At 44.1% G+C, this 14,941-nt stretch carries 9 protein-coding genes and 2 pseudogenes; 6 read left to right on the top strand and 5 right to left on the bottom strand.

Annotated elements, in window-relative coordinates; genetic code table 11:
- Positions 1-399 precede the first annotated feature (399 nt).
- From H6973_08385 to H6973_08365, 5 genes and pseudogenes are all read right to left on the bottom strand, one after another.
- Positions 400-1,764 (bottom strand): annotated as a pseudogene (locus tag H6973_08385) (transposase).
- Between the two features lie 221 nt (positions 1,765-1,985).
- Positions 1,986-2,699, bottom strand: a complete 714-nt coding sequence (locus H6973_08380; GenBank protein MCP5125638.1) for an IS1 family transposase — start codon at positions 2,697-2,699, stop codon at positions 1,986-1,988.
- Between the two features lie 104 nt (positions 2,700-2,803).
- A complete protein-coding gene (locus H6973_08375) occupies positions 2,804-3,169 on the bottom strand; it encodes a transposase (GenBank protein MCP5125637.1) in 366 nt (121 codons plus the stop codon).
- Entirely contained in the window at positions 3,170-3,859 is a 690-nt protein-coding gene (locus tag H6973_08370; GenBank protein ID MCP5125636.1) for an IS630 family transposase, read from the bottom strand. It abuts the gene before it with no gap.
- A 247-nt stretch (positions 3,860-4,106) separates the two neighbouring features.
- A pseudogene (locus H6973_08365) lies at positions 4,107-5,144 on the bottom strand (IS4 family transposase).
- Between the two features lie 144 nt (positions 5,145-5,288).
- Between H6973_08365 and H6973_08360 the strand changes: the two are divergent.
- The 6 genes from H6973_08360 (at position 5,289) to H6973_08335 (ending at position 14,929) form a co-directional block, all read left to right on the top strand.
- Positions 5,289-5,813, top strand: coding sequence for a UPF0149 family protein (locus tag H6973_08360; GenBank protein MCP5125635.1), 525 nt, complete (start codon positions 5,289-5,291; stop codon positions 5,811-5,813).
- A 135-nt stretch (positions 5,814-5,948) separates the two neighbouring features.
- Positions 5,949-7,310, top strand: a complete 1,362-nt coding sequence (locus tag H6973_08355; protein ID MCP5125634.1) for an aminopeptidase P N-terminal domain-containing protein — start codon at positions 5,949-5,951, stop codon at positions 7,308-7,310.
- Between the two features lie 547 nt (positions 7,311-7,857).
- Positions 7,858-9,357, top strand: coding sequence for a diguanylate cyclase (locus H6973_08350; protein MCP5125633.1), 1,500 nt, complete (start codon positions 7,858-7,860; stop codon positions 9,355-9,357).
- A gap of 18 nt (positions 9,358-9,375) precedes the next feature.
- Entirely contained in the window at positions 9,376-10,788 is a 1,413-nt protein-coding gene (locus H6973_08345; protein ID MCP5125632.1) for a diguanylate cyclase, read from the top strand.
- 62 nt (positions 10,789-10,850) lie between these two features.
- Positions 10,851-13,112, top strand: coding sequence for a cache domain-containing protein (locus H6973_08340; protein ID MCP5125631.1), 2,262 nt, complete (start codon positions 10,851-10,853; stop codon positions 13,110-13,112).
- Positions 13,109-14,929, top strand: coding sequence for a response regulator (locus H6973_08335; GenBank protein MCP5125630.1), 1,821 nt, complete (start codon positions 13,109-13,111; stop codon positions 14,927-14,929). Before H6973_08340 ends, H6973_08335 begins: the two co-directional genes overlap by 4 nt.
- Positions 14,930-14,941: the final 12 nt, after the last annotated feature.

Raw genomic sequence — 14,941 nt, 5'->3', positions numbered from 1 at the left:
ACTGTTCCGAGTCCTTGGTCTCCTCGCCCGTCGCTTGATCGACAATCGACTTGGCAAGTTGGTTGAGGTCGAGCCGACCTCTGCTTGAGCGTTTAGGCATAGTAGGGCAGTATGCTTAGGCTCCCGCCGACCGTCAAGATGCTAAATTTCAAACTGAGACACTACCCAAACCCGGGTAGTATCTCAGTTTGAATTTTAAGAAACCTGCTTCCGTTTCTTATAGGGGCCGCACGGCTTGGCGACCGGTTCAGGAACCAAGCCGGCGATTTCCTCTAGCGACCAAACGTGATCGGAAATGCCTGCCTCCATCGCTGGAGTCACCCGCAAGGTTTTATGGATACTCGGTTCTCAAGTTTTTATTGCTGGACGAGAGCCATTTTGCTGAAATCAAGGATCTTCTCAACTCGCCACCGCACATGTGGCCGCTCGATATTTGAGCGCTAGGGTGGGTTCCATCCGACCCAAGTCGCGCCCGACCATGTGCTTACCCGAGGGTCTCAGGTCACCATACGAGGCCAAGGTCTCGGTGAGATGCTGGAGTTGCTGTTCGGGGTGGGGGGACTCGATCAGGCTCCCGACGGTCACCGCCGGTTGCCGGTTCTTCAACCGGGCGAGCTGGGCCGGATGCAGCAGGAGACCCTGGTCCACCAGCAGGCTTAAGATCAGGCCGTGGCTTGACCCCTCAACGCCTGGCTGTTTGGCCAAGGTGCCCCAGCCTTGATGGCCTTTCCAGTCCTGGATGAAGACCTCGACCAGCCAGCGTAAGGTAAAGGTCCGGAAGACATCTTCGGTTCGCCCACTCAAGTCGGTGGCGACTAAATAACGATACTCGGTTTCCCCGGCATACTTCACAGCCACGATCAATTGCTTACGTCCATGGACTTCTACCCACAAACGCGCACTGCTGATGATGACGTCGACGGGTTCATCACCACGCCGTGGATAGCGCTGGGCGACGCCGGGATAGCGGATGAAAAGGTCTCCAGCGTCAGGCTGCGGTTGCGAAAGCGCACCTTCTGGTTGTGGCGACGCTGACTGATGACCTGGACACCACCAAAGAGGGCGCTGGCCTGCTCCAGAAAGGCCTGGGTACCATACCACGCGTCCACCAGCACGGCTTGCACCTGCACGGTCGGGTGTTCGCGGGCAAACCGCTCCAAGAGCTGCAGGCACAGCGCGCTCTTGGTCGGGTAGGCTGGATCTCGGGCCGGGGCCCGCCGGGCGTGCCCGCTTGGCGATCTTTTGCCGTTTGAGTTCGTCATCCCGCCGGCACCAGGCCCGCAGGGCCGGATCGGGTTGATGGAAGGCCACCCCCACCGGGAATGTCACCGTGGCCGTGACCAAAAGCAGGAATACCAGACACTGGCCCATGACATAACCACCGCTGGTCTTGTCCTTGAGCTTGTGAACCGCCGCGTGACCTTACTGCGCGCCCGGTCACTATCATCCGCCACCAGCGGTGCCGCTCGTGATCCCATAACGGTGCAGAATCACCCGGACACTCAGCGCCAACAGCCCTTCCCACGGCAGTTTGGCCCGGCAAAAGACTCACGACAGCACCGCTTGCGAATAGCGCCCCAGTCCCACGCGCTCAAAGCGCGCCCAGCAGAGACGATGGGTGATCATGATCGCCATCAGGCAAAAGCTTAACCACCGTTGCTGCAACCGCGAGAGCCCCCGACCCGCCCTATCGTGTGCCCGCAACGCCTCGTCTAGCGCGGCGACAAACTCTTGAACAAACAGTAAGGGTTGACGGATCAACAGAGTCGGTTCCTCGATCAGCTCACTGGCCATGATGCTGAAGTCTACCTTAGACTACCCAGCGGTAGCGGGCCACTGGGTCAGTACCGTGACGGCTCCAGCCCAGGCGGGAACCCGAGTCTGACAAGAATGACCCGCTGCCCTTTTCATCACTTTGTCAAGTTCTAAAAACTTGAGAATCGAGTATAAGGCGATTAGGTAGTCCTGCAGATTGTAGTGAACCCTCATGCAGTAACGACCGATAGAGAATTGTTATAATGATGGATAAAATACCAAATAGCTCCAATGTGGTTTTCCAGTTTCTTCGAAAAAGAGAGCGTCTTTCTAACGAGACGAGAAATTCTTTGTCTTAAAGTACCATTGAATCTTTCAATTTTGTAAGTCCGACCACTTTCTTTGCCTACGGCTTTGTGACGTTTGGTTGGGAATATCACCTCATACGCTTCCCAAAAATCGGTATAAGCGACGGCGCATTGGCGATAAACCGGCGGTAAGGAGTCCCACAGTCCTTGAGCGCCTTTTTGGCTTCGATTACCGACAAAAACGCCGACGATCTCGCTTGTGCCTTGATCAATCGCTAACCAAACCCATTGTTTGTTATTCTTATTTCCTACAAAAGACCACAGTTCGTCACACTGAATCACGAGCCGACCTTTGGGCTTTTTTTTAACAGCGACTTGCTGAGGGACTCCTTGATATTTTCGATTGACATCGCCTTGTAGCCAACGTTCTGAAACCCCAACGACCCGTGCAATACCGGCAATAGGAATTCGTTCTAATAACAGTTTGTCGATTAAATCCTTTTTATCTTGCGAAATTCTATTCTCTGGATTTTCGACAAATTGTCGACTGCAATCTTTGCAAGAAAACGTGGGCTTTCCGTTGTGAATGCTGCCGTTTTTTACAACGTTGACGGAATGACAATTAGGACAAATCATCGCTCTTTACTGACTCTATTTGTTACCACTAAAATCATACCATAAATTAATCACTACTTTCTACAGGACTACCATTGTCTTGCTAATAGTTATCCCCACAAAAATCATGCTGGAGCTTTTTCAGGATTAGCGTATTGAGTATCAGGGAGCCTAAAAAATGATTTGACCCTTTCCTGAAATTCTTTTAGCTTTTCCAAAGCAGAATAAACGCGCGCTCTGAAATCAGCCCGGTTTTTAATTGGCTCCTTTTCCAGATGATCATTTTTGATCTCATTCCAAACCTGTTCATCCGGATTTAACTCTGGCGAGTGGGGGGGAAGAAAGAACAAGCGGATTTGTTTTCGATGCGTCTCAAGAAAGGCTTTGACTTCTTTCGAGGTATGATAAGACGCATTGTCCGTGATGACAATTAATGGGCGCTCTCGACCCTCTAATGCCTTCTCTAAAAAGGCAATGAAAACCCCACTCACTCATTTTTGAGTGGTCACTTCAAATATTAACTCGCCCGTCGCCGTAACCATCGATAAAATGTGAAACCCACCCCGGTCATCACTCACTTTAATTTCAGGCGGATGACCGACTAAGCCCCACGTCCGTCCAGAACGCGTATGGCCTTGAACCCATGACTCATCCTGAAACGCAATATCCGCTCCAAGTTCTTGAGCCCGCTTCTGAATCTCTTTAAATTCTTCATTAATAAACTTTTTAACTTCCTCCTGATCCTGGTTTAAGGCATGATAACAAGGTTTTTGACAACTCAGTCCTAATTGATGTAAATGCAGACGAACCGTGGCATCCGATACCCATAAACCAAAGTACTCTTTCAATAAATTAACCATGATCTCTAAAGTCCATAAAACCGTATCATAGCCATGATCCGCCGGCGTCGTATTGAGTATCGTTTCTTTTAACCATCGATCAATATCCGGAGTCATCACACACGTGGCGCCGAGCGCTTTCCGGGTATCCAGGGCTTCTTCTCCTTCATAACGATAGTTGCGAAGCCAATCATAAATACTCGTTCGGTCGATACCCAAAAAATCAGCAACAAGCTCCGGACCATAATGCTTCTCTTCGACCGCGCGAACCGCAATACGCCGGATGTAATTCATCACTTCATCCGGTATTTTACGTGCATCAAACATCCATTCCGCGTTCATTGCCGCACCTCCTCTATAAATTTAGAGTCTCTAAAGAGGTCTTCTATAGTTATTAGACAATTTGATTAACGCTCAGTTCGTTGATAATGTAGGGATAATCGTTGGCAAGCCTACAGGCGATTATTCCCGTTGGGTCAATCCGGAGTGCTTACCACCTATCAGTTTCTCATCACGGGGCAAACTCGATAGAAGGAAGGTAAAGGTTGTTGCATTTGTAGCTTCCGGTGGATTGCGCGCAGACCCCGGGTGAACCAGGAAACGGCGCTACGGGCGAGTTTTCGAAAGGTCCAATGGTGAGGATCGGTCTGTTCTTGCGTCTTTTTTCCAGGGGCGTGGGGTGATCGTGGGCCTCCTCTTGACCGACGCGCACGCACCAGTACATGGCCAAGGCCATGATCAGCAGCAACCGATCGAGCCGATCAGCGGCCTGTAACTGCGTGTCTTCTAATTGAAAACCGCGACTTTTGAAATCGGAGAACATCGGCTCAATGCCCCAGCGACTTGCGTAATCCCGCACGGTCGCCCGATTCGGCGGGTCATTCATGGCGATGATCCAGGGTTCCGGGTGGGCCCCCTCATGCCAAATCGCCAGATTCGTCGCGACCCCTTGATTGAATAACCGCACATTGGGCAGATAGCGCTCGGTTTGCCCTGTGGCAAGCACCCCGGTCGTGGTCATGTCTCCAAACCCTGGATCCACATTGAGATTGCCTTTCAATCGTAACCGATAATGCCAACCGGACTGCGCGTGAAGCCACGCGAATAAATCCACCGAGGGATAAAAGCGATCCGCCGAAAGCAGCACCTCGGCTCCCGCCGGGAGCCACGCTCGAACTTGTTCTAATACCGCTTTCTGGGCCGCAAAACCCAGATTGGCCGGGCCGGCTTCCACCCGCCAAGCAAGGGGTAAGGCCCGATCGCCGATCCCAAGGCTCACCATCAAAATCGCAAAACGATCCCCCAAATCGGTTTGATCCAGACTCAAAATAATCGTTTGTCCCTGCTGGCCCGTCGCCGCCAAGGTTTGGCGCGCCCACGGTTCCAGCACTTCCGTACTCGACAGCAACGGATTCTTCAACAACCGCCGCAGCCACTGCTCGCGCATATCTTGCCGTTCGGTCTCCAAGGGTAGGAGATTGGCGAGTTCCACCGTATTCGGGGTCTGGGCTTCCAGGATGGCGCCCACCGCTAAAGCTAGCTTGGCGCGTACCGTCTTGCGTAGCGTCGGGTGGGCAGCTCTCAACCCCGCTTCGATTTCTGTTGCCAACTGCCGAATCGTTCCCATGATCCCCTCATGATGTTCGTTAAACTCATAATCCTAGTCTAACTCAGAACTGATAGGTGGTAAGATCCGGAGTGTTTTGGAACCTGATCTAGCAATGGTAGGATACATAATGCCGTGTTCCACTGCTGGCCCTGGAGTCTCGCTATGTCCGATCAAAATGCGTCCCGATTCGAGATGCTAAGCCCGTTGCTAAAACCGATCGACCCTGCTGAATTGCATGGACTGCTCTGCGGTTTGTTATGTACAGACGCCAGTCTGGACCGTGATCAATGGATACATAAGGCACGAGAAGCGCTGGTTGAGGACAGCGGATATTCCCATGCCCTGGATGAGCTAATCTTGCAACTATTTGATGAGAATGCCAGCCAAATCGGTAACCTGGATGAGCCTGTGACCCTGCTGCTGCCGGACGATGATACGCCTTTGTCCGAACGGGTACGCGCATTGGGAAGCTGGTGCCAGGGGCTGCTCTATGGACTGGGTCTCGGCGAGAGTGGTTGGAGCGACCGGTTAGGCGCAGAAAGTGCGGAATTTCTCAAAGATGTCGCGGATATTGCTAAAATCGGTTTCGATACCGATAAAGGTAACGAAACCGATGAAAACGCTTATGCGGAAGTGGTCGAATACTTGCGGGTTGGATTGATGCTGCTTCAGCAGGACCGCCAATAGGCAATGGATTCTTCCCGTCCACATTGAAATACCTAATGCACCGTACTCACCCACAACCGCTCTCCCCGTAAGCAGGCGAGGGGAGTGAAGGGTTACCCAAAAACTTTAAACTTAAAACCTGAAACTTCCATGTCCATGTTTGCTCGTACTATTCCCGCTGCCGTGTTTGCCCGTCGTCGCCGCGCGTTGATGGATCTGATGGGGCCAAATTCGGTTGCGCTATTACCTGCAGCAGCAGAAGCGCCGCGCAATCGCGATGTTTATTATCCCTATCGCCAGGACAGCGATTTCTACTATCTCACCGGTTTTCCGGAACCCGAAGCGATCGCCGCGTTGATTCCGGGCGCAGAACAGGAATTCTTGCTATTCTGTCGTGATCGCGATCCGCACATGGAAATCTGGCATGGCCGCCGCGCTGGTCCTCGGGGCGCCAGAGAACGCTATGGTGCGGATAACGCATATTCGATTGCGCAGCTGGACAAAATCCTGTTGCCACTCTTGGAGAACCGCGAGCGAGTGTATTACGCCATTGGTTACCGTCCGGAGTTTGATGAGCAAGTGATGAGCTGGATCAATCAGACTCGCGCCAAAACCCGCACCGGCGTGCAGGCGCCGGTGACCTTCATCGCTCTCGAGCATTTGCTGCATCCCCTGCGGCGTTGCAAGCAGGCGGAAGAAATCGCGGTGATGCGCGAATCAGCGCGGATCGCCTGCGACGCGCATTGCCAGGCGATGCAGATCTGTCGGCCTGGCATGATGGAGTATGAAATCGAGGCGGAATTTTTCCATACTTTCCTGCGTAATGGAGCCGGTTGGTCCTATCCTCCCATCGTCGCCGGCGGCGATAACAGTTGTATCTTGCATTACACTGAGAATAATGCGGAATTGCGGGATGGCGATGTGCTATTGATCGATGCCGGCGCGGAACTGGACGGCTATGCGTCCGACATTACGCGCACCTTCCCTGTTAATGGACGCTTTTCCGGGGAGCAACGGGTGATTTATGAACTGGTGCTGGCCGCGCAGAAGGCTGCGATTGACAAGGTGCGACCTGGTGGTCATTTCAATGAACCACATGATGCGGCGATCCGCGTTCTGACCGAGGGTCTGATTGCGTTGGGGTTGTTGCGGGGTGATGTCGAGGAAGTGGTCAAGGCGGAGCAATACAAGCTGTTTTATATGCATCGCACCAGTCATTGGTTGGGCATGGACGTACATGACGTCGGCAGCTATAAAACTGGTGAGGATTGGCAGGTTTTTGCGTCGGGTATGGTCACCACGATTGAACCGGGGTTGTATATTCCCGCTGGCACAAAAACGGTCGATGAGGGCTGGGCGCAACTCGGTATTCATCTGGAAACCGATGTCGACGAACGCTGGCAGCGCATTGGTGTGCGCATTGAGGATGACGTGCTGGTGACGGAAGGGGAACCTGAAGTACTGACTGCTGCCGCGCCGAAAGAGATTGATGAGATCGAGACGTTGATGCGGAATTAAGGAGTTAAGGAATCTTCAAAAACCGATGTGTGATCAAAAACGCTTGGATTTAGAGGATATCCGACACATACTTTGCCCTCTCAAGTTGCTGCGAGTTTCCCAGAGATAATGAATGCATAGACCAGATGGAGCATAGCCAAATAATTAAAGGTTCTTCGAGGGTTCTTGTGGAGCAAACCGATTCAGGTGCGGCTCGTGGCTCCAACCCGTTGATCTTGAAAAAGACGGTGTCGGCTTGGCGTGCTGATCATGGCTAAGAAATTCACATTTCACAGAAACCCTTGAAGAACCGGTATTATTGTCCTGTTCATTGCTATCCCTACATTCTGGATTCCTCCTCTTCCCTGGTAGGATCGCCTGAAAGGCCGGGGTAGTTGGCTCAGAATGTAGATTTATCAGACTGCTAGACTATAATGATTCGATCAAAGTAGTGGGATGTATGAGGTATAGTTTTGGTGATTTTGCCAACTTCAAACAATGAATGCTGATCCGCTTTGCTTGGCTCCACAAGAACCCTTGAAGAACCAATTATACGATCATTTTACTTATGATGAATACTTTGCAAGAACTTGATGTAAAAAATGAGCTTGCCCTTGACTATAAGGACGGTGTTACTAATCTGTACGGCCATAGTTTATTTCAAATTGCTGTTGACTACGAGATTAAGCGATCGGAAAGATATGGCAAGGAATTCTGTTTGGCTTTGATCGATGCTGACCGATTTTCATTCTATAATGAAAAAAATGGTTATGCTCAGGGAGATTTAATACTTAAAAGAATTGCGGAAGCGATCGAAATCAGCATACGCAAGGCGGATATTGTAGCGCGATATGCTGGAGATCAGTTTGTCATTATCTTTACTGAGACAAATATTGCCGATGGACTCAAGATAAGCGAACGAACTAGAAAGGCAATCTATGAGGCGACTGATGAAAAATTAACTGTCAGCATAGGAGTGGTTAATTATCCGAACGATGGAAAATCAAGACCTTCTTTAATTTCTAAAGCACACAAGACCTTAAGCGAAGCTAAAATTAAAGGCGGTAATATCGTTTATTATTTTGATAATAAAACAATTTCATCTAAAAAAAATCAAAGCATCCTATCGAATGTACTGGTTGTAGATGACAACCTAATCAATTTAAAGGTTTTCCAGGCAATGTTAGCTACTGAAGGATATCAGATCATTCTAGCCGATAATGGTAGCGATGCTTTGCATTGTGTAGAAAAGCATAGTATCGATTTAATTCTGCTCGATGTAATGATGCCTGGCATCGATGGTTATGAAGTTTGTCAGCGTTTAAAGACGAATGAAAAAACCCGCTTAATTCCTATTATTTTGATCACGGCTTTAGATGATGCTCCTTCAAAAATTAAGGGAATTGAAGCTGGCGCCGATGATTTTATTACTAAGCCGCCTAATAAAGTGGAACTTTTGGCAAGAGTTAAATCATTAATAAAGTTTAATAATCTAAACAAAAATCTAGCTGATGTCAAAAATATTCTAATATCCATTGCGACTGCTGTAGAAGCCAAGGATAGCTATACCCAGGGTCATGTGGAACGAGTGGCCAATTTTTCGGTTGCTATCGGAAAAAAATTTGGGCTATCTGATAAAGAAATCGAGGCGTTATGGTTTGCCGGAATTTTACATGATGTTGGTAAAATTGGTATTCCTGATATCGTGCTAAATAAAAATGGAAAACTAAATGATAACGAATGGGAAATAATTAAAAAACATCCTACCATAGGATATAAAATATGCTTACCTCTAAATAATAATTTAGGCCTTGCTTTGGAAGGTATTCTTCATCACCATGAAAGACTTGATGGAAGCGGTTACCCGGATGGCATAAAAGGAGATCTTATTCCAGAAATTGCGCGTATTGTTGCTGTCGTAGATTTATATGATGCCTTGGTTACAGATAGGCCCTATCGAAAGGGAATGGATAATGAAAAAGCGTTGAGCATAATAAACGATGAAGCAGTATCTGGTAAATTGGATGCCAGAGTTGCTAAAGCATTATTTGAGGTTGTTTCAAGTTGACACAGTGGCGCTGATACAATGAAAACTAGAGATAGTTGTTACTATCCTACAGTAATGATTGTCGATAAAGACATATCTAACGATAACTCAGTACTTGATCTTCTTAATAATGAAGATTGTCTTGTTCAAACTGCTGTTGGTTTTATTGAGATATTGGAAAGTTTTAAAAAATGCATACCAGATATTATCATTTTAGATGAAAAAATTATTTTTGATGAAGGTTTTGGGGTTATTAGTGCTATAAGGGATCTTGCTATTGACAAAAGTTTATCGATCATAGTAGTTACTGAAAACCTTAACTCAGAAATTTCAGAAAAAACTATCCATGCGGGTGTAGATGAATTATTAAATAAGCCTTTTGATAGCATAGAATTGATTGCCCGTATTAAGTCAGTGTTTAGTTTAAAAATGTATCAAGAGCAACTCAAGATTAGAAAAGAAACTTTATTTGATTTTTCCAATAATTCGCAAACTAATGAAGACCTGTATGACAGTAAAGCGCCACTGTTTAAGGTGTTACTCGTTGACAATAATTCTAAAAACGCAAAAGCAATAATGGATATTTTTGAATACGATGATGATTTATCTTTTTATTTAGTGGATACAGGTGAAAAATCTATTACCATGGCGCTAGATTCTAATTTCGATTTAATAATATTTGATACTCTATTGCCTGACATGAACGCCTTAGATGCGTTTAAGAGGATTAAAAGGATAGATATCTATAAACAGGTGCCTGTAATATTTGTTTCTGCTACTCATGATTATAATTATAGAGTAATATGTCTTGAGCACGAAGTTGATGAATTTTTCTTCAAGCCTATTAATCCTAAAGTATTCAATATGAAATTTAAATTTTTATTAAAAAGGAAAATCAAAACAGATAAATTATTAACAGAATATATGATCGCATTTGATTATGCTACAAGAGATGGTCTAACAGGTTTATATAAGAGGAATTATTTTATGAAATGCTTGGATCTTGAGATTAAAAAGGTAAAGCGTACTAAGATGTGCCTGTCCGTTATGATGATTGATGTAGATAACTTTAAAATTATTAATGACGGTGTTGGACATCTGGAAGGAGACGCCATTCTGCGTGATGTGGGAAAAGTTATTTCAAATAATATTCGTGAGGTTGACGTGGCGGCGCGATATGGTGGCGAAGAATTTATTATATTGCTACTAAATACTGAAAAGCTGTATGCATCGATAATCGCACAGAGAATTCAGTCTGCATTATCAGATTTATCATTACCCTCAAAACTACTCAACAGTATTGATAAATTAACTGTCAGTGTAGGGATCGCTGATTATCCATATAGCTCAAAATCGCCCATCGATTTAATCAATAAAGCTGATCAGGTATTATATCAGGCAAAAAAAACTGGAAAAAACAAAGTTTGCTTGTACGATGATCAATTAATCTGAAATTAATGAAGTTTTCTATTTAAATCCATACTTAATAGACCCTTCTTATTGGAAACGCAAATATGCTTATTTTTAACTCATTGCGAAAGAAAGTCGTTTATTTGATTTCATCAATAATGATTGTAACTTCTATCGCTATTATGTATTACACTTATCAAGATGCAGGTAAAGCTATTCTTAAAATTCAAGTAAATTCTGCCGATATCGTTCTTACATTGGTTGAGCTAAATATATCGGCCGGATATAGCAGGCTACTATCTGACAAGATCGAAATATTGGCAAGGTTATATAAAGAATTAAAGTACTTATCGGTTATTATAAAATCATCTATTGATGAGAAAATTAATTTGACTCGCCAGGGAACGCTGGATAGAGAGAAAGCACAGCAATCTGTACTAGAATGGGTGAGTAAATTGCATTTGGGTCCAGAGGAATTTATGATTTTCGATGAAAAGGGAATTATATTAAGCCATACTAGACCTGAGTTTGTAAATTTCTCTATTAGTAACATTCGAGAGATGAAGGGCCGGTCTTTATTTGAAATTTCGAGTTATGATGTTCTTAAAGATGATGGTCAATCGGCGGTGTTTTATTGGAAAAATGACCTTAATAACAAAGATGATATTGTTGATAGCAAAAAAATCGGATATTTTGTTCCAATAAAACAATGGAAGTGGACATTTGGAACCATGATTAGTTTTGACGATATCGAAGCGGAAAGTCGAAAAAAATTAGAAAAAATTATTGAAATACTGAAAAAAACTTTTTCAGATATTAAAATCGGGAGGACCGCCTATGTATTCTTATTTGATGGCGATAAAAAAATGTTGATTCCGCCTCCAACTTACCAAGAAAATAGTTTTGAGTGGCAACAGAAAATGATTAATAAAAATACTGGGAATAATTTATTTGATGATTTAATGACAACCGCCAATTCAAATAGTGAGTACATTCGCTATGCTGATCCATTTGCTGGGAAAAATGAAATAATGGAAGGTTTTGTGAGTTACTTCAAAGCCTTTGATTGGTATATTGTTGTTGTGGTTCCTTTGCAAGAAATTCAAGAGCCGACGCAGGTTTTATTAACTCGTCAGAGTATCATCATTGCTTGCATCTTCTTAGGCGGCCTTCTTCTTAGCCTAGTGATTGTTTCTAAGATATCAAGTCCAATTAATGCCTTAACCTCTTACGCAAAAACATTACCGAATCAAGATTTTACAATTGAATTAAGACCATCTAGCGAATTGGTTAAAGGTTTAGTTACTAAATATAATGATGAGGTCGGCCGACTAGCTGAATCCTTTATATTTATGGAAATGGAATTAAGGAAGAACATGAAAAATGCGATTGAATCGAATGCCGCTAAAGAACGTTTGGAGAGAGAGGCTGCGGAAGAAGCGAATAGATCGAAGAGCGAGTTTTTAGCAAATATGAGTCACGAGCTGCGTACGCCTTTAAATCACATTATCGGATTCACAGAATTGATCGTAGATAAAAGCTTTGGTGAATTGAATGAATTGCAAGAAGAGTATTTGAATGATGTCCTTACGAGCAGCCGTCATTTGCTGTCTTTAATCAATGATATATTGGATCTATCCAAAGTCGAAGCAGGTAAAATGGAATTACAGCTGTCTACGATCGATCCTGAACCAATCCTTGAAAGGAGCTTAACAATGGTTAAGGAAAAGATCATGAAGCATGGAATAGAATTGAGAAAAGAAATTGATAAGCTACCTTTGAGCATCTACGCTGACGAACGCAAGTTAAAGCAGATTTTTTACAACTTAATTTCAAATGCAGCTAAATTTACTCCTGAAAAAGGCAAGATTTGTATATCTGCAAGATTATTAAAGTTATCTGTTCTTAATAATAACCAGTTTCAAATTAATGCTGGAAAGAGACTCCTTACGTTGGATTCGCAACAGATAACAAACATAATTGCCAAGAATGAGCGAGATAAAAATATTGGGTTCAATGGCCAATTTCTAGAGTTTTCAGTAGCTGATACGGGAATTGGCATTGCAGTGGAGGATCAAGAGCGTATATTTTCGCCGTTTGTACAAGCGGATGGTTCAGCAAGCAGGAAATATCAAGGCACCGGTTTGGGTTTGACCTTAACTAGGAAGTTGGTGGAATTGCATGGCGGTGTAATTACCGTTGAAAGCGATGGGAAAGATAAGGGAAGTATTTTCAGCTTTTTCATTCCCTACTACTACCACCAAGATGCAACAGATCAGCTACAACCTGATTCTACATTAAGAGTAGCTAATCTAGAATTTAATGGCAATAAACATTGCTTTAATGATGGCCCGGAGGCTGTATGAGCCCAATTGTCTTAGTCGTCGAAGATAATCAAATAAATATGAAGCTTTTCAGGAGTCTACTTAATAAGGCCAACTTTCATATTATTGAGGCAAATAATGCTGAAGATGGCATTCAATTGGCGAAAATACATAAACCTAATTTGATTTTGATGGATATACAGCTCCCTAATATGGATGGCTTGCAAGCGACCCGTCTGCTTAAACAGGATAAGGATATCCAGATCAACCATATTCCTATAGTAGCGCTTACTTCACACGCCATGGTCGGTGATGATAAAAAGGCTATGGATGCAGGCTGTGACGGATATATTACCAAGCCGATTAACACCCGGACTTTTTTGAGTGAAATACTCCTTTTCATTGATCCTAATGTTGAAGGAAACCAGAAATCTATACCTGTTGAGCATATCTCTGCTAAAGAAGTTGTATGCGGGTATAAATCTAGAGTAATGATTGTTGACGATGAACCTGGAAATGTTAAGCTAATCTGCGCCATACTGAGTACTGTAGAACAATTTGATATTTTAACCGCTTATAATGGGAAAGAAGCGCTTGAAATAATTAATAACAATAAAGTTGATTTAATTTTGCTTGATATTATGATGCCAGAAATAGATGGTTATGAAGTGACAAAGATTATTAAAGGAAATATAGACACAAAGGATTTGCCAATAATTTTGATTACAGCGCTAAACAGTGAAGAAGATAAAAAACGTGGGCTTGATGCTGGAGCTGATGAATTTATTACCAAACCGATTAATAAATTTGAAATAGTTTCGAGAGTAAAGTCCATGTTAAGACTTAAGCAATACCGGGATCAGATGCGAGTACGGAGACAAACAGAAGATCCACTAAGTATACCCTCACTCAATAAAGTATCGATTAGAAATTATGCGCAATCTGTATTGCTTGTAGAGGATAATCCTAAAGATACAGTGATCATGAAACAGATGCTCATTAATGAACCCTACAATTTAATACAAGTAGCAGCTGGCGAGGAAGCTATTGATGTCGTAGTAAATGAGAAAATCGATCTAATCTTATTGGATTTAATGCTGCCAGGAATGGATGGTTATAAAGTCTGTCAATACCTGAAAAATAATGCTCACACCTCTGATATACAAATTGTAATGATTACAAGCCTTTCTGATTTAGAAAGTAAGGTTAGGGGGCTGGAGGAAGGAGTTGATGAATTCCTGGTGAAACCTATTGATAAACGCGAGCTTCGACTAAGAATAAATGCTTTGCTGAAGAAAAAGGCGTATCTCGATGGCTTGCGTTCGCATCGAGATAAGGTGCTTGATTTGGCAATTATTGATGGACTAACCAAGCTATATAATCAATCTTATTTCAAACGTTATATCAGCGCAGAAGTTAAGCGAGCAGTCGCTAGTCAGTATATGGTGGGGTTGATAATTGGTGATTTGGATAATTTCAAGAAGTACAACGATAATTTTGGCCATTCGTTTGGCGATAGCGTTCTGCAAGAGATTGCTCAAATAATTAAAACCCATATCAGTGAAATAGATTTTCCAGTGCGTTATGGCGGGGAAGAATTCGCTATCGTATTTCCCTATGCTGGTATTAAAAGAGTTTATAATGTTGCAGAGGATATCAGAAAGTCAATAGAACAACATGTTTTCAAAGGAGTTGTTGATAGTAATTCCTCATTAGGGAGTATCACTATCAGTATTGGTATAGCTTTCTGCCCGTTAGATGCAACTAATGCTGATGATCTAATAGAGAAAGCTGACTTTATGATGTACCGCGCCAAGAAATCAGGGAAAAATCAAATTCAGGGGGCGCAGAATATGTAACCGTTCAGTCTC

Source organism: Gammaproteobacteria bacterium, assembly GCA_024235095.1.
Lineage (GTDB): Bacteria > Pseudomonadota > Gammaproteobacteria > Competibacterales > Competibacteraceae > UBA2383.
Note: the sequence above shows the minus strand (reverse complement) of the source record. Positions and strands in the feature narration are given on the sequence as shown.

Coding starts and splice junctions, on each gene's coding strand:
- H6973_08380 (MCP5125638.1), bottom strand. CDS start 2,699: ATGATTTGTCCTAATTGTCATTCCGTCAACGTTGTAAAAAACGGCAGC.
- H6973_08370 (MCP5125636.1), bottom strand. CDS start 3,859: ATGAACGCGGAATGGATGTTTGATGCACGTAAAATACCGGATGAAGTG.
- H6973_08360 (MCP5125635.1), top strand. CDS start 5,289: ATGTCCGATCAAAATGCGTCCCGATTCGAGATGCTAAGCCCGTTGCTA.
- H6973_08355 (MCP5125634.1), top strand. CDS start 5,949: ATGTTTGCTCGTACTATTCCCGCTGCCGTGTTTGCCCGTCGTCGCCGC.
- H6973_08350 (MCP5125633.1), top strand. CDS start 7,858: ATGATGAATACTTTGCAAGAACTTGATGTAAAAAATGAGCTTGCCCTT.
- H6973_08345 (MCP5125632.1), top strand. CDS start 9,376: ATGAAAACTAGAGATAGTTGTTACTATCCTACAGTAATGATTGTCGAT.
- H6973_08340 (MCP5125631.1), top strand. CDS start 10,851: ATGCTTATTTTTAACTCATTGCGAAAGAAAGTCGTTTATTTGATTTCA.
- H6973_08335 (MCP5125630.1), top strand. CDS start 13,109: ATGAGCCCAATTGTCTTAGTCGTCGAAGATAATCAAATAAATATGAAG.